Origin of the sequence: Pseudomonas sp. ICMP 3272, assembly GCF_001466905.1 — a bacterium.
GTDB lineage: Bacteria > Pseudomonadota > Gammaproteobacteria > Pseudomonadales > Pseudomonadaceae > Aquipseudomonas > Aquipseudomonas amygdali.
This window is the reverse complement of the sequence record NZ_LKEK01000054.1, coordinates 16,938-31,980: the sequence shown is the minus strand read 5'-3', so window position 1 is coordinate 31,980 and position 15,043 is coordinate 16,938. Positions and strand designations below refer to the sequence as shown.

11 protein-coding genes, 4 tRNA genes and 1 pseudogene are annotated in these 15,043 nt (G+C 60.6%); 11 read left to right on the top strand and 5 right to left on the bottom strand.

What is annotated here, in order from left to right:
• Positions 1–169: 169 nt before the first annotated feature.
• The 4 genes from AO068_RS14725 to AO068_RS14710 all read left to right on the top strand — a co-directional run bounded on the left by AO068_RS14725 (position 170) and on the right by AO068_RS14710 (position 606).
• Positions 170–245, top strand: a tRNA-Asn gene (locus tag AO068_RS14725).
• 29 nt (positions 246–274) lie between these two features.
• A tRNA-Pro gene (locus tag AO068_RS14720) sits at positions 275–351 on the top strand.
• A 5-nt stretch (positions 352–356) separates the two neighbouring features.
• Positions 357–432 (top strand) — tRNA-Lys (locus tag AO068_RS14715).
• Positions 433–529: 97 nt separating this feature from the next.
• Positions 530–606: transfer RNA gene (locus tag AO068_RS14710), tRNA-Pro, on the top strand.
• 243 nt (positions 607–849) lie between these two features.
• Here AO068_RS14710 and AO068_RS14705 read toward each other — a convergent pair.
• Complete coding sequence (locus AO068_RS14705) at positions 850–2,934, bottom strand: calcium-binding protein (RefSeq protein WP_058408730.1); 2,085 nt, start codon at positions 2,932–2,934, stop codon at positions 850–852.
• A 343-nt stretch (positions 2,935–3,277) separates the two neighbouring features.
• Here AO068_RS14705 and AO068_RS29030 point away from each other — a divergent pair, with 343 nt between their 5' ends.
• Positions 3,278–3,436, top strand: a complete 159-nt coding sequence (locus AO068_RS29030; protein WP_005732296.1) for a hypothetical protein — start codon at positions 3,278–3,280, stop codon at positions 3,434–3,436.
• An 83-nt stretch (positions 3,437–3,519) separates the two neighbouring features.
• Here AO068_RS29030 and AO068_RS29280 read toward each other — a convergent pair.
• Both AO068_RS29280 and AO068_RS14700 read right to left on the bottom strand, forming a co-directional pair.
• Positions 3,520–3,659: pseudogene (locus AO068_RS29280) on the bottom strand (conjugal transfer nickase/helicase domain-containing protein); the annotation flags it as partial.
• A 24-nt stretch (positions 3,660–3,683) separates the two neighbouring features.
• The gene (locus tag AO068_RS14700) at positions 3,684–4,745 is read right to left on the bottom strand and encodes a LacI family DNA-binding transcriptional regulator (RefSeq protein ID WP_058408729.1); all 1,062 of its coding nucleotides are present in this window, start codon (positions 4,743–4,745) and stop codon (positions 3,684–3,686) included.
• Positions 4,746–5,053: 308 nt separating this feature from the next.
• On the opposite strand from AO068_RS14700, the gene AO068_RS14695 reads away from it, so the two are divergent.
• The 5 genes from AO068_RS14695 to AO068_RS14675 all read left to right on the top strand — a co-directional run bounded on the left by AO068_RS14695 (position 5,054) and on the right by AO068_RS14675 (position 10,723).
• Positions 5,054–6,145, top strand: coding sequence for an ABC transporter substrate-binding protein (locus AO068_RS14695; protein ID WP_058400324.1), 1,092 nt, complete (start codon positions 5,054–5,056; stop codon positions 6,143–6,145).
• 112 nt (positions 6,146–6,257) lie between these two features.
• A complete protein-coding gene (locus tag AO068_RS14690; RefSeq protein WP_058408728.1) occupies positions 6,258–7,079 on the top strand; it encodes an ATP-binding cassette domain-containing protein in 822 nt (273 codons plus the stop codon).
• Entirely contained in the window at positions 7,076–8,323 is a 1,248-nt protein-coding gene (locus AO068_RS14685) for a sugar ABC transporter permease (RefSeq protein ID WP_058408727.1), read from the top strand. The genes AO068_RS14690 and AO068_RS14685 overlap by 4 nt, the downstream gene beginning before the upstream one ends.
• 44 nt (positions 8,324–8,367) lie before the next feature.
• Positions 8,368–9,096 carry an SDR family oxidoreductase gene (locus AO068_RS14680; RefSeq protein ID WP_058400326.1) on the top strand — a complete coding sequence of 243 codons (729 nt, stop codon included), beginning with the start codon at positions 8,368–8,370 and terminating at the stop codon, positions 9,094–9,096.
• A 4-nt stretch (positions 9,097–9,100) separates the two neighbouring features.
• A complete protein-coding gene (locus AO068_RS14675) occupies positions 9,101–10,723 on the top strand; it encodes an FGGY-family carbohydrate kinase (RefSeq protein ID WP_058400327.1) in 1,623 nt (540 codons plus the stop codon).
• A gap of 161 nt (positions 10,724–10,884) precedes the next feature.
• Here the strand turns inward: AO068_RS14675 and AO068_RS14670 are convergent, their stop codons facing one another.
• On the bottom strand, positions 10,885–13,860 hold the full coding sequence (locus AO068_RS14670) for an autotransporter domain-containing protein (RefSeq protein WP_080394895.1): 2,976 nt from the start codon (positions 13,858–13,860) through the stop codon (positions 10,885–10,887).
• A gap of 335 nt (positions 13,861–14,195) precedes the next feature.
• Here AO068_RS14670 and AO068_RS14665 point away from each other — a divergent pair, with 335 nt between their 5' ends.
• Entirely contained in the window at positions 14,196–14,696 is a 501-nt protein-coding gene (locus AO068_RS14665) for a hypothetical protein (protein ID WP_004663667.1), read from the top strand.
• 62 nt (positions 14,697–14,758) lie between these two features.
• On the opposite strand, the gene AO068_RS14660 is transcribed toward AO068_RS14665, so the two are convergent.
• Complete coding sequence (locus AO068_RS14660) at positions 14,759–14,983, bottom strand: hypothetical protein (RefSeq protein ID WP_058408726.1); 225 nt, start codon at positions 14,981–14,983, stop codon at positions 14,759–14,761.
• Positions 14,984–15,043 lie beyond the last annotated feature (60 nt).

Below are 15,043 nucleotides of genomic sequence, written 5' to 3'. Positions count from 1 at the left end.
CAATTTATAGGGTTGACAGGTGTTTTTAAAATTGTAGAATAGCGCGCCTCAGAGACGTGAACGCAACGATACAAACGAAGCGCAAAGGTCGATGAGATTGAAATCAACGAGTTAACAGCACGCTGGTTTCAAGGCAACAGGTTGTAAAGTTGAATCTGAAATCGATAGTTCCGCGATAGCTCAGTTGGTAGAGCAAGTGACTGTTAATCACTGGGTCCCTGGTTCGAGTCCAGGTCGTGGAGCCAGATTTCGAAAGGTTCAATGCAGTTTCAGTCGGGGTATAGCGCAGTCCGGTAGCGCGCCTGCTTTGGGAGCAGGATGTCAGGAGTTCGAATCCCCTTACCCCGACCATATTTGGGTCGTTAGCTCAGTTGGTAGAGCAGTTGGCTTTTAACCAATTGGTCGTAGGTTCGAATCCCACACGACCCACCATTTTTGGTCAGTTTGTATCTGGCTGGATCTTAGGGAGTGACGCCACAAGCGTCACCCAAATAGAAAACGCCTCCTCGGAGGTGTTTTTTAGCATCATCGGGGTATAGCGCAGTCCGGTAGCGCGCCTGCTTTGGGAGCAGGATGTCAGGAGTTCGAATCCCCTTACCCCGACCATTTTCGCCCAGCTGTATCAGGGTTGAAGATCAGAGCTCAAAAACAGTTGTTTTGAGCTCAACAGAAAAGGCGTCCTTCGGGACGCCTTTTTTGTTTGGGGTTTATAGCTGCAACACCCATGAAGCGATCAGTACTTCGTACGCATGACCCCACCTGTAAGACTGCTTGCACGCTGTCTGGCTACGCACAACTGCCTCAAGGCGAACCCCGGCTTCCCACGATCCCGCATTAGTTATGCCTGGTTTACACCATGTCTGTTGATTGGGTGGCCGCGCTAGCCACACCCACCAGCGACACTTCCGCGGTTGGCGCAAAAATCATATCGTTGGTGCGCAGATCCTGGGTCCAGTCGCCGGTGAGGGCAATCTCAAACCGATGGCCCTGAGCGTCAGGTTCCACATCCTTGAGGTAGGTGCGGTCCAGATCCGTGTTATAGGCCATCTTCAGCGTAGTGCCGGTACCGTCACCGAATCCTGTGTAACCCAGCGCCGACACATCGATCTTGTCGTTGTTGTCTGCGAACCGGACAATCAGGTCCACAAAGCTCTGGCTGTCCGTGCGGTAGCTGTCAGTGGCTGCCGTGTAGCGGAATACGTCAGCGTCATTGATGCCATTACGGCCATAGACCGAAAGGTTCGGGTCGTCGCCGCCGATCAGCAGGTCGGCGCCTGCGCCTCCGATGATCACATCCGAGCCTCTGCCGCCGTCGATACGGTCATTGCCGGCAAGGCCATAAATGACTTCCGACATTGCGCTCCCCGTGATTACGTCCTTGCCAGCCGTTCCTTCGACGACGGGGGCTGTGAACACCAGGTTGGTGCTGTTCAACTGCCCCGTCAGGTTGCCTTCAAACGCCAGTTCGAAGCGCTGTCCGTTGGCGTCGGCATCGAAGCTCTTCAGGTATGTACGGGTGCCCTCGGCGTTTGCCTGGATGGCCAGCGTGCCATTGTGGCCATCGCCAATGCCGGTAAAGCCCAACGCAATCAGATCGACACGGTCCTGAGCGGCGTCGAAGTCCAGAATCCGGTCGCTGCCTGTTTCGGTAGCGGTACGATAGCTGTCGCTGATCTGGGTGAAGCGGAAAATATCTGCGCCCGTCCCGCCTGCCAGCACGTCACGGCCACCCCCGCCTTGCAGCACATCGTCTCCGCCCAGGCCGCGGATAATCTCGGCCGTGTCGTTGCCAATCAGGTGATTGGCCTGGCTGGATCCGTCCACGTGGTATTGGCCGTCCTGGCTGCCGAAGGTGGTGTCCAGGCTGCCATCGGCGTTCAGACGGGTGATCACGTCTCCGGCGATAAGGATTTTGCCATCGGGCTGAACGATTGCCGAGTGGGCATAGTTCGACGCGCCTTGGGGTACCTGGATTGTCAGCTTGCCATCGTCACTAAAGGAGTTGTCGAACGAGCCATCCGCATTCAGCCGCAGTACGTTGAAAGCGTTATTGTCGTTACTCTCGCCGGCCACGATGATCTTGCCATCGGCTTGCACGGTTATCGCAGCGCGGTAATCCAGCCCCAGCGCGGTATCGAAGTACACCACGCCGTCCACGCCAAACGCGGTATCCAGGCTGCCGTCAGCTGCAAGTCGCTGAACGGCATAAACCGGATCGCCCGGGTCGTGAGGGCCGTCGGCGCCCACGTACAGCCAACTGCCGAGCAATACGCTGCCGTCGGGCTGCACAACGGTGGCGATATTACCGGTGCCGTAATACCCGGTCGGGTTGAGGACAAGTGCGCCGTTGACACCGAAATCCTCGACCGGCGCCCCGGTGCTGTCCAGCTTGAACACGATCGCCTGGGACGTGCCGCGAAGGCTGACGTACACCGAGCCATCTGCTGTGGCGTAAATAGCCATTCCATCGGTGCCGAACGGGACATCAAGGCCCGCGGCACCGCCATTGCCGAATGTGGTATCCAGGGTGCCATCCACGTTAAAGCGCTCTACTTTCAAACCGCCAAGCCCTGGCTGCGCCGATAGCACTTTACCGTCGGCCTGTACCGCCATTACGTAGTAAGCATAATCTTCCGGGTCCAGGTTGCCGGGCACGAGGGCAATTCCCTCCTGGCCGAAGCTGTTGTCCAGGCTGCCGTCACTGTTAAGTCGCACCGCCGTGTAGCTGCCGCGCGTGCCATAGCTTTCATCGCCCGGCGAGCCAGGGTAGCCAATGGCAGTCTGGAAGCTTTCACCGCCGACAAGGATTTTGCCGTCAGGCTGAAGGATGATGCTCCAGTTTGAATCGCCACCCGTGGAGGGGTCGACCTGCACTGTCCCCGGGCCTGTTCGCACGGTGTAGTTGATGGTGGCCTTGCTATCGATTGACGCCATGACATTGTCCTTTAGGCATGGAACCCGAACGGATTGGGAAGGGGCTTGCACGGATCCTCTGGATCTGACCTTGGCAGGATGGATAAATGCGAACGTTTTGTGTTCTGCGGGCAGCACACCGTGTCAACTGCACACTTGCGGCAGGGCTCCAATATTGAGCAAGCGGCTAGAAGCGTTGGTTGATCGGGGTCGATCATCAGAGATGAGCGCGAGTGGTTGCGTGCTGCCGGCGAAATGCACTGAACGCCTCCGCCCAGTCTGACTCCAAATCTTGCCCCGGCGCTCAAAGCCAACGCATCACGTCGATGGGTGCTTGAATCCTCTGCCCAATCAAGGAATTCCCATGACCGACCCACGTAACGTCGCCCACGACAAAAAAGTTCAGCAAGAGAAAAAGAACCACGGCGAAGAAATTGCGCCCAACGCTGAACACGCGCCTCAGCCAGGCATGAAGCCAGCACTCAAGCATGACGACGATGACAAGCAAGACGAGCAAGCTTGAGCCAGGTATAAGCCTGACTTGAAGATTGAGCTCAACAGAAAAGGCGTCCCCAGGGACGCTTTTTTTTGTTCAAGGATAAATTTTCAGCCGAGACCGCTTTGAACATAGGGCACCTCGCTGAAGACGTCGGTAGGCTCTATGAGCAGATAGCCCCGCAGTTGTTTGCTTTTTCGCAGTCCTTTGACAGGCATGTCCAGGTATTCAAGCCTGCTTTAGCCAGTCGCGCCTGCAGCTTAAATAGCCCAGCTCAATAGTCTTGGGCGGATGCATCAAGCAAGCTGGGCAGTGCCGTGCGTGGTGATACAAGTATCGGTGCGACCTTGTACAGCCGAACCTCTGGCTCGGGTTGGTCGATGAGTTCAAAGGCCAGCTCAAGGATGCGTTCGACGTTCTGTCGCATCATGTAGACCGGGAAGGGCAGGAAAGAGGCGAAGGGGTCGTAGTCGAAGCAGCCCACCACCAAGTCCGCGACAGGGTCCGTCGACTGCTGCGGCAGCACGCCGAGCAGGCCCTCCAGGTTGATGGTGGAGTTGATGAACACCCCTCTAGGCAACCGCCCATGGCATTGGACGTGAGCGGTCAGGGCCTGGCGGGTCATGGCTGGCGAATAGCCGGGGGCGCTGAAGACGTCGTCGCTGGTGGCTTCGCCGAAATGCGCTCGCTTGGCGGCCAGAAATCCGCCGATCCGTTCCCGGCTGGCATAGTCGGAGTAGCCGCCGAACAGGCAGAGATCCGTCGATGACAGGTCGCTGATGGGCGCCAGTTCGCTGAGGATTGCCTGCGTCAGCTCGAAGGCGCCGGCGTAGTTGTCACTGGTGATCGATGGGGCGAGGGTACCCGGCAGGTCGAGATTGAGATGCCGCACGCCGGCACGCGCGCAGGCGCCGTGGATGCTGTCCGGATCGGTAGCGCCGACGATGAATAGCTCGTCGATGGAGTAGGCCAGCAGCGACTCCACGGTACTAAGCTCCAATTGCGGATCGCGGCAGCCGCTGACGACCAGCGGGCAGAGGCCACGCGCCCGGACGCGTGCCTCGAAGCCTTGCGCCAGTGCGGAAAAGAAACGGTTGTCGTAGAGCGGCAGCATCAGCCCGACCAGGCCGGAACGAGACTGCCGCAGGCCACGGGCCTGCAGGTTGGTGCTGTAACCATGTTCGTCAGCGAGAGACTGGATGAGCTGCGCCGTCGCCTCCTTGATCCGTCGTTTTCGCCAGGAGCCGTTGAGCACCGCGCTGACGGTGGAAGCGGAAGAGCCCGAAAGCTGAGACAGATCGTAGATGGTCGCTTTCTTCTTGCTGCTAGGGGGCATCACAGAGCTTTTCCATTGGTCGCAAAGTCACTTGACAGTGGTAGAAGTCGAGGAGTAAATCTTATTGCACCATCGATTGTGCAATTTACGCAGCATCGTCGATGGGATTGCAATCTGGTCTGCAATGCTGTGCCGCTGGCCATATCCATCTTTCGTCGGATCTCGTGATCGGCGTCGGTCGGGTGTGTGTCGTCAGGTAGGGGAGTATAGCGATCCTGAGCCTCCAGCCGCAGCACACCCCACCCACCGGGCGGGGCCGCAGTCTACGAATAGCCCGGTTCAAAGCCCTATCCAAGGATAACAAGAAAATGGCGCGAATCTTCAAGCTCTCCCGGCTCTCCCGCACCGTGCTGGCATTTGCCGTCGGCACCAGTCTGGCCGCCTCCGGTCTGCAGGCGGCCCCGCCCGCGGCATCGCCGGTGGCTTTCCTCATGCCCGACCAGAGTTCCACCCGTTACGAAGAGCACGACCTGCCAGGCTTCCAGCGACAGATGAAGACGGTCTGTGCCGACTGCCGAGTGATTTACCAGAACGCCAACGGCGACGCCTCCCGTCAGCAGCAGCAGTTCAACGCCGCGCTGTCGCAGGGGGCCAAGGTCATCGTTCTCGATCCGGTGGATTCCAAGGCGGCGGGCTCCCTGGTCCGTCAGGCGCAGGCCCGTGGCGTCAAGGTCATCGCCTACGATCGACCGGTGACCTCGGTGCCGGTCGATTACTACGTGTCCTTTGACAACGAGGCGATTGGCAAGACAATCGCCACCTCGCTGGTACAGCACCTGCAGGCGCAGAAGGTCGATCCGCAGAGCGGTGGCCTGCTTGTGATCGGCGGCTCGCCCACCGATGCCGCTGCGGGGCTGATCAAGAAGGGCATCATGGCCGGGCTTGCCGAAGGCGGCTATCAGATCCTCGCCGATTACGACACGCCCGAGTGGGCACCCGCCAAGGCGCAGCAATGGGCCAGCGGCCAGATCACCCGCTTCGGCAAGCGCATCCTGGGCGTGGTGGCTGCCAACGACGGTACCGCTGGCGGTGCGGTGGCTGCTTTTAAGGCGGCCGGGGTGAGTCCGGTGCCGCCGATCACCGGCAATGATGCCACCGTGGCCGGCCTACAGCTGATCATTGCTGGCGACCAGTACAACACCATCTCCAAGCCCAGCGAGATCGTCGCCAGCGCGGCGGCTGATGTTGCGGGCGAGTTTATCGCTGGCAAGACGCCCAAGCCTGAGACCACGCTGTATGACGCGCCGTCGCGGTTGTTCGTGCCGACTCTGGTCACGGCCGAGAATTTGAAGGCGCAGATTATCGATCAACGTGTGGCCGGCCAACCGATCCAGACCGCTGCCCAGCTGTGCACGGATCGTTATGCCGCGGGTTGTCAGAAACTGGGCATCAAGCCCTGATGCCATTGCGCGAGCGGGGCAAGCGCGGTAATTGACGGACAGCCGCCTTGCTCAGCCCGCGCTGACTTCTTACGTCCTGCTGGACATCAACAACAATACAAGGGAGTCAAACATGGCTGATCATCCCGGCCAGACGGCCCCGCGCGAGCCCGTATTGAGCTTGCGTGGTATCTGCAAGAGCTTCGGTGCGATCTCGGTGCTATCCGATATCGACCTGGACCTGTATCCCGGCGAAGTGGTGGCCCTGGTCGGTGACAATGGCGCCGGCAAGTCCACCCTGGTCAAGATCATCTCTGGCGTTCACCAGCCCACCTCCGGTTCGCTTAAGGTGGGCGGGCAGGCGGTGAGCCTTGCCAGTCCCGCCCAGGCCCAGGCGCTGGGTATCGCTACAGTGTTCCAGGACCTGGCGCTGTGCGAGAACCTCGACGTCGTGGCCAACATGTTTCTTGGTCGCGAACTGCACCCGTGGGCCCTGGACGAGACCACCATGGAGGTCCGTACCTGGAAGCTACTGGGCGAACTATCGGCGCGCATTCCCAGCGTGCGGCTACCCATCGCCGCGCTCTCCGGCGGGCAGCGGCAGACGGTGGCCATCGCAAGGTCGTTGCTGCTCGAACCCAAGGTCATCCTGCTCGACGAGCCCACCGCTGCTCTGGGCGTGGCCCAGACCGCCGAGGTACTCAACCTCATCGAACGGGTGCGCGACCGGGGGCTGGCGGTGGTGGTCATCAGCCACAACATGGAAGACGTGCGGGCCGTGGCCGATCGCATCGCCGTGCTGCGTCTTGGGCGCAACAACGGTATTTTCGCCCCGGACGTGAGCAGCCAGGAGCTGATCGGCGCGATCACCGGGGCTGACGACAATTCGGTCTCGCGGCGCGCTCTGCGTCGTCAGGCTGCCACCCTCGAAACCACTCAGGAGCAGCCGTCATGAGCCAGACCAACGAAACGGAGGCGTTGCTCGACCGGAGCGACAGCCGCGTCAACCAGACCGTGGGCCTGGCCGCCAGCCTCAAGGCCACGGCTGAGCGGATTCGCGCCGGAGACCTCGGACCGCTGCCCGTGGTGATCGGCCTGGTGGTGATCTGGACCGCCTTCGGCGTTTTGAATCCGGTGTTTCTCTCCAGCGCCAACCTGTCAAACCTGCTGTTCGACGCCGCTACCGTGGGCATCATTTCTCTTGGTGTTGTGTGCGTGCTGATGGTGGGGGAGATCGATCTGTCCGTGGGTTCAATCAGCGGCTTCGCGTCAGCGCTGGTGGGCGTTCTCTGGGTCAATCAGGGGTGGCCGGTGGGCTTGGCGATCCTTGCTGCCCTGGTCGCGGGTGCCCTGATCGGCAGCCTCTATTCGCTGCTGTTCACCCGCCTGGGCATGCCCAGCTTCGTAGCGTCTCTGGCGGGACTGCTGACGGTGCTGGGATTGCAGCTTCAGGTGCTTGGTAACGCCGGCTCCATCAACCTGCCGTACGACTCCTTCCTGGTGAGCTTCGGCCAACTCCACACCCTGCCGCCGCTTCTGGCCTACCTGCTGGCGGGGCTGACCGGCACTTTGCGGTTCGTCAATGGCTACCGGGAACGGGCGCGGCGGCGCCAGGCGCAGCTGTCGTCGCCCTCACTGGCCGGGCTGGCGCTGCAATCACTGGCCCTGACGGTCCTGCTCGGTTCTGTCGCCTACTACCTCAACCAGGATCGTGGGGTGCCGTGGATCTTCGCCTTCTTCGTCGCGCTGGTGGTGGCGATGAATTATGCCTTCACCCGGACCCGCTGGGGTCGCAGCCTGATGGCGGTGGGTGGCAATCGCGAAGCTGCGCGCCGCGCCGGTATCAATGTGCGGCGCATCTACACCTCGGCCTTTGTGCTGTGCGCCAGCCTGGCCGCGCTGGGCGGCATCCTCGCCGCGGCGCGGCTGGCCTCGGCCAGTCAGCAGGCGGGGACCGGTGACGTCAACCTCAATGCCATCGCCGCGGCGGTGATTGGCGGCACCAGCCTGTTCGGCGGTCGCGGCAGTGCCTACTCCGCCCTGCTTGGGGTGATCGTTATCCAGTCTATCGCCAGCGGCCTGACCATGCTCGATCTGTCCTCGGCGCTGCGCTACATGATCACCGGTGCCGTTCTGGCGCTCGCGGTCATCATCGACGCCCTGGCGCGCCGTTCGCGGGCTGTCCACGGGCGGGCGTGACGCTGACACCCCACTTTCGAATGCAGAAATGCAGAGGTGAACACATGAACCAGAAACTATCCATGAAAGTAGCCGCCATCACCGGCGGTGCCTCCGGTATCGGCCTGGCGTGCGCCAAGGAAATGCTCGCCGCCGGTGCCCAGGTGGCGTTGATAGACCGCTCTCGCGAAGGCCTGGAAAAGGTCTGCGTCGAGCTGGGCCCGAACGCCTTTCCCGTGGTGGTGGACCTGCTTGATCCGGACAGCGTCAAGACCATGCTGCCGCAGATCCTCGAGCGCTTCGGCCGGCTCGACATCTTCCACGCCAACGCCGGCGCTTACATCGGCGGCGAAGTTGCGGATGGCGATCCAGATCAGTGGGATCGCATGCTTAACCTGAACATCAACGCCGCCTTCCGGTCGGTGCAGGCGGTGCTGCCACACATGATCGAACGGGGCAGCGGCGACATCATGCTGACCAGCTCCATCGCCGGGCTGATCCCGGTGGTTTGGGAGCCAATCTACACGGCCTCCAAGCATGCCATCCAGGCCTTTACTCATAGCCTGCGTCGGCAATTGATTAAACATGGCATTCGCGTCGGCGCGGTGGCACCCGGGCCGGTGGTCACCGCGTTGATCAGCGACTGGCCGCAATCCAAGCTCGACGAGGCCAAGGCGTCGGGTGCCCTGATGGAGGCCAACGAGGTCGCCGAAGCGGTGCTGTTCATGCTGACCCGGCCGCACAACGTGGTGGTCCGCGATCTGGTCATCATGCCCTTCAGCGTGGACCTTTAATGCCATGAGCCGACATTTCATAGGTGTCGATGTGGGAACTGGCAGCGCGCGGGCAGGCGTGTTCGACGCCAGCGGGCGGCTGCTGGCCGCGGCCAAGGCTCCGCTTGAAATCTGGCATGGCGGCGGACAGCGGGTCGAGCAGTCGGCTGAGCAGATCTGGCAGGCCATTGTCAGCAGCGTCCGCGGCGCGCTGGACAAGGCTGGCGTCGGGGCCGAGGCCATCGCTGGCATCGGCTTCGATGCCACCTGCTCGCTGGTGGTGGTAACGGCCGCGGGCGATCCGGTCGGCGTCGGCGACTCAGGCGACGACCAGCGCAACGTCATGGTCTGGATGGATCATCGCGCCACGGCGGAGGCGATCGAGATCACCGCGACTGGCCATCCGGTACTGCGCTACGTAGGGGGGCGCATGTCGCCGGAGATGGAAACGCCCAAGCTGCTCTGGCTCAAACGTCATCGGCCACAGGCTTTCGACCGCGCCGGGCATTTCTTCGACCTGGCAGACTATCTCACCTGGCGTGCCACCGGCGACCTGGCGAGGTCGGCCTGCACCGTCACCTGCAAGTGGACCTATCTGGCCCACGAGCAACGCTGGGACGCCTCCTATTTCGAGACCATAGGGCTTGGCGAACTGGCAGAAGAAGGTTTCGTACGGCTTGGCACGCGCATCGTCGAACCCGGTACGCCCTTGGGCCAGGGTCTCTGCCCGACCGCGGCGGCCGAGTTCGGCCTGCTGCCGGGCACGGCGGTGGGCGCGGCGCTGATAGACGCCCATGCTGGCGGGGTCGGCTCCCTCGGCGGTGCCTCCCCCGATGGGCAGACGGCGGTCACGCAGCGTCTGGCCTATATCTTCGGCACCTCGGCCTGCTCCATGGCATCCAGTCCGGTGCCGGCCTACGTCGATGGCGTCTGGGGCCCGTATTACTCGGCTATGCTGCCGGGGCTCTGGCTCACCGAGGGCGGGCAGTCGGCGGCGGGGTCGGCCATCGATCACCTGGTCTCTCTGCATCCGGCAGTGGGAGAAGCACGCGAGACGGCCGAGCGACAGGGCCAGACGCTGCTTGCCTGGCTCGAAGCCCAGGTGGCGCCCCTCGGCAGCGCGGCGCTGGGCCTGGCCGACGGTCTGCACGTGGTGCCCGAATTCCTCGGTAACCGTTCGCCGTTCGCTGATCCCGATGCCCGTGCGGTGCTCGCTGGGCTGACCCTGGATCGGGAGATGGAGGGACTTCCCGGCTTATACGTCGCTGGCCTCTGCGGCATCGCCTACGGTCTGCGGCAACTGCTCGAAGCCTTGGCGCGTGACGGTATCCCTATCGAGCTGATCGTTGCCAGTGGCGGTGCAGCCCAGAGCGATTTCGTCCGGCAGTTGCTTGCCGATGCCACCGGTGTACCGGTGGCGGTTAGTGACACCGAGGAACCGGTATTGCGAGGGGCGGCCATGCTGGGTGCCGTCGCTGCTGAAGCGGGTCTCCGTCTGCTCGATGTCATGGAACGCATGGCGAGCCTGGACCGCGTGTTTACACCGGTAGAGGGAGCGCTCGCAGACCAGCATCGCAGGCGCTACGCTGCGTTCGAGGTTCTTCAGGCAGCTGAACGAGAAGTGCGATCTATCTTCATTCGAGAGTGATTTCGACCCTGAAGTCCGTGATGAGCCTGCTCAAGAAAAAAAGGGTCCAGACGCCCCGTTTTCGGTGCTGTACTGGACCCTTGGCGATCAAGCTTGCTCCCACGGCCTTAGGCCAGAATCGAGAGCAGACTTGTGTATAACGCCGAGCGCTACAACTACGGTCAGAAGCGAACGGTCACGCCTGCATTGACCGAATGGAAGCGCGTGTCGGTACCGAACTGCCCCTGGTAGGACAGGTCCAGATCCGTCTGCCTGTTCAAGCGCAGTTTCGCGCCCACTTCAGTCAAGGCGGTGTTGCGAGTTTGAGCGACGCCCTGCACTTCGAAGACTGGACCGCCGGCGAAAGACTGGACGTTGCGCGGGTCCAGGTCACCGTAGGCGCGTCGCCATCCTACTGAGCCGTAAACCTGCGTATTGACGTTCGCCACATTGATGCTCGACGACGCGCGCAGACCCAGTGTCGAGAAGAAGGTGTCCTGTTTATCGCTGGACACGTCCAGTGCGGCTGGCCCGCCTTTTTCGTGCAGGTCTTTGGCGTCGTAGCGCACGTAGGAAAGACCGGCGAAAGGCTCCAGAGCCATGCTGCCGACCGGTATGCGGTAGGCCGCTTCACCGCTTGCCTGCAGCGACTGGGCGTTGCGTTTGCCGGTCAAGTGATCACTGAATCCGGCAAACGCCACATTCCGCTCACTTTCCAGCTTGTGCCAGGTGTAACCGACGTCAGCACTGAGCCGCAGGGCATCGATCTGGCCACCGGTGTAGAGGCCCAGATGATAGTTGTCGCTGTGACCGTCAGCATCGCTGTCATCGGCGTCGAACTTCGAACGGCTGTAGCCAGCGTAGACGCCACCGCGCCAATCCGGTGTGAAGCTACCATCTGCCCCGAACAGCAGGCCGCCAGTGCTTTGGTGCAGACCACCGGCACCGTTATTGCCGCTTGTCTTGGTCCAGTTGCCGAATGGCTGCACCCAGGCACCGTTTTGCGTGGTCGGTGTGCTTGGCATCAGATTGAGTGCCATGGCAGGCATGCGCAATGTTCCCGTATCCAGCAGATTACGCATGCGGGTGCCCAACACTCCGGACACCACTTGGCTATTGGCGATCAGGGCTGTTGAAGTACTGCCAAGGTAGTCGCCAGACAGTTGATCGGCTGCGTTGCGAGCGCTTTCGGCATCCAGAACCAGCAGGTTGTTGTAGAGGCGCAGGGGCTCACCGCTTTGCTCGAGTACGCTCAGCGCGCCAGCGGTATTGAACTGGTTTTGAGTCAGCATGACCGTCTGAAAGATGCCTGGTGTTGGTGCGGGTTCTGGAGTGGGCGTAGGTGTAGGCTCTGGTGTTGGTGTCGGCTCAGGAGTTGGAGTTGGAGTCGGGGTTGGCGTAGGTGTCGGCTCTACGCTTTTTTGCTCGATGGTGAGGTTCAGATCATTGGCGGTACGCTGCAGTCCGACATTCAGGAACGCCGAGTTGGTCAGCGCCTGGGCATAGGCGGTCCCTGCGGCGGCACCGTCGACCACACCGCCCTGAGCAGAGAGCAAGGTGTAAGTTCTGCCGCTCTGATAGCTTTGCGCAGGATCCAGCGCAGTCACGTTGACCTGCGTACCGCGCAGGGTGGCTGTGCCGCTGACGTTGATCTTGTCTGCTCTACCGTCGCCTGCGATGTCCGCGGCGTAACGTGAGCCAGCGGCCATGTCGAGGTCGCCTTGTATGGTCAGCGCACCTATGGCGCTTTCGCCGGGCGACAGGGTACCGCCGGAAGCTACCTGCGTAGTACCCACCTGACCGACGCCGGCCAGAACACCTCCGTCCAGTACCTGGGCGCTGTTGGTATAAGTCCCGAATTCGGTGCGCCCGGCAATACCGTTGACCACCAGGGTGCCGTTGCCTACGTTAAACCGCGAAAGGCTTTGGGTCGTGGCTGTATTGCCGCGCTGATTGACCTGGTCGACGTTCCCCGACAGCACCAGTCGCCCGCCGCGCACAACGACGCTGCCGGCCAGCCCGGTAAGGTCGCCGCTCAAGGTGGTATTGCCGTTGAACGCATACACTCGGCCCGTTCCGTTCAGCGTGTTGGCAACCTGCAGATCAGTATCGGTATGGTTGAACGCCAAATGCCCCCCGTTGCCGGTGCCGAAATTAATGGCGGTTTGCGGGTCCAGTCGGCCGGCCGCCTGAGCTGTTCCGGCAGTCGTCGAATCGATATCGGTACGGTTGGGGTCGGTCACGACCGGACCGCCCACAGCAAGCGTGCCGCGTGTCGGATTGTTGATGCTGCTGATGGTGCTGATGAGAATACCGTTGGTAGAACTCAGCTCGGCACCGTCGGACAGCGTCAGGTAAGTGCGAGAGTCACTGGTGCCGAGCGTCATGCTTTGCGCTGCCAGGCGGGTGCCTTGTCCGGAAATACTCACCTGATTGCTGCGGCCGATGATGGCCGAACCCAGTAAGAGCGAGTCGGTGGTCAGTACTGCGCCGTTATCGAGAGTAAGGTTGTTTCTGTTTCTGAACGCGCCACTGTTGTCCCAGCGGGTTCCGGCGCCGGAAAGATTGACGACGGAGTCGATGTCTACCTGCTGGCTGTTGATCTTGCCGCCATCATTGGCGGTTATGCTCGACCTGTAGACAAACACCCCGCCGGCTTCGATATTGACCGCGTCGACCAGGGAGTTCTGGCCACTCACCAGCAACTGCGCGTTTGAAAAAGCGTTGGAGCGAGCGCCGTTGACATCACCCAGATCCAGATCCCGCACCGACACCTGACCCCCGTTGCGCACGTTCAGGTCGCCTTGACCGACCCCACCGACAACGATCGTGTTACCCAGTACAAATGAGGTACGCGGTACTACCCAGCGCGAACCGGCCCCTTCGACTATGACGCTGGCCTGGGCCGGGTTGACGCCGGTACTGCTTGCTTGACCAACAATGTTGCCGCCTTCGCTGGTCACGGTTGCGCCGCTATTGATGGTGAGGCTGGAAGAGTTGCCGTCAGTTGACCGCACCTCGATCGAGCCATCAATGACGCGGTCGCTGTTAAAGGTCTCCTGACCATTGGTAAGAACGTAATCCGCTGCCTGAGCATCTGGAAGCAGTGCAAGAGTAACCGCAAAAGCAAGTGGGGATAGTTTGAATAAGGGGTTCATAGCGACTCCAGATACTCCATAAAGACCACAAGGGGTGGCTGCCAGCCCTGAGGGCTTAGGCGTTTCCGTTCGGCGGGGTGCCAACAGCGGGAGTATTGAGAGGCGAAGGTTTAATGGAAATAGCACGCATGTACTAGTGGCACGTACGCGTATGTACTAGTGGCACACAGTAATGTCCGGTTTAATCAGTTGGCCAGTGATGACTTAGTGCATCTGTACTATTGATGTTCTGTTGCGCCGTGACTACGGTTGCGTGCGAAGTTATTCGACGTTAATTATTTAAATAATGAGTGGCAGCGTTAGGTACCTGGTGTGCCAGTCAGTGGAGTGTGTGAATGAAAAGTGTAGCCTTGTTTCCGTTGATTCTGGCATTGTCTGGGTGTGCGGGGCTTGATCAGGCCATGTCAATGACCAATGGCGTTCTTGATCAAACGGGTGATGTACTGAGCGGGGATTTCAGAGGGCTGGCCGAAGCCAGAGAAACAACCTTGACAGAAATATGGCGCGATTGGCAGACCAATGAGGTTACCGCGAAAGAAAAATGGGACGCTCAAACACTGATCATTCCTGGCGTCGTACAGCGCATTACTAAAACCGGGACGGCGGTCGGTCAGAATCAGATTGCGGTCATCTTCAGCGATCCGTCCAATCCCAAATGCACGGGCCAGGGCTTGACCCGTGATGACCTGTTGGTCAACAAGAAAAAAATAAGCAGCTTCAAGAAGGGCGACAGGGTTCTTGTGAAAGGTGTGTTGGGCACCAGTGAATCAAAGTGGACCGACAATGATGCTTGCTGGCTGTCTTTTGACAAAGCCGAATTCACACTTCAGAAATAGAAGCCGTCAGCATAAAACCCGGACAATGTCCGGGTTCTGTAAGCCGCGCATTGATAACGCTGTCAGTTCTGCCAGGTTGTGTAATAAACCGGAATACCCCGCGAGTTGGTGATGGATGCATAGTTGAAACCTGGTGCAAACGACTCTCCGCCTGCGAAGGTGTAACCAAATGCACTGAATTCAATACCACCGCCGACCTGGCTCAACTCGGTCTCGTTCAGCACTCGAAGTGCTGGTCCGGCAGGAAGCGCATCATGTACCTGTTGTGGGTTCACTGCTTGAGTCATGGCGTTGTTTCCTCTAAAAGGGTTATTGATAAATCAGGGCTTCCGTACCGTTGAACGACG

Bases quoted from the DNA above. Each gene is read 5' to 3' on its own strand.
- AO068_RS14690 (WP_058408728.1), top strand. From the start codon at position 6,258: ATGGCTGATCATCCCGGCCAGACGGCCCCGCGCGAGCCCGTATTGAGC.
- AO068_RS14660 (WP_058408726.1), bottom strand. From the start codon at position 14,983: ATGACTCAAGCAGTGAACCCACAACAGGTACATGATGCGCTTCCTGCC.
- AO068_RS14700 (WP_058408729.1), bottom strand. From the start codon at position 4,745: ATGCCCCCTAGCAGCAAGAAGAAAGCGACCATCTACGATCTGTCTCAG.
- AO068_RS14680 (WP_058400326.1), top strand. From the start codon at position 8,368: ATGAACCAGAAACTATCCATGAAAGTAGCCGCCATCACCGGCGGTGCC.
- AO068_RS14705 (WP_058408730.1), bottom strand. From the start codon at position 2,934: ATGGCGTCAATCGATAGCAAGGCCACCATCAACTACACCGTGCGAACA.
- AO068_RS14695 (WP_058400324.1), top strand. From the start codon at position 5,054: ATGGCGCGAATCTTCAAGCTCTCCCGGCTCTCCCGCACCGTGCTGGCA.
- AO068_RS14675 (WP_058400327.1), top strand. From the start codon at position 9,101: ATGAGCCGACATTTCATAGGTGTCGATGTGGGAACTGGCAGCGCGCGG.
- AO068_RS14665 (WP_004663667.1), top strand. From the start codon at position 14,196: ATGAAAAGTGTAGCCTTGTTTCCGTTGATTCTGGCATTGTCTGGGTGT.
- AO068_RS14670 (WP_080394895.1), bottom strand. From the start codon at position 13,860: ATGAACCCCTTATTCAAACTATCCCCACTTGCTTTTGCGGTTACTCTT.
- AO068_RS14685 (WP_058408727.1), top strand. From the start codon at position 7,076: ATGAGCCAGACCAACGAAACGGAGGCGTTGCTCGACCGGAGCGACAGC.
- AO068_RS29030 (WP_005732296.1), top strand. From the start codon at position 3,278: ATGACCGACCCACGTAACGTCGCCCACGACAAAAAAGTTCAGCAAGAG.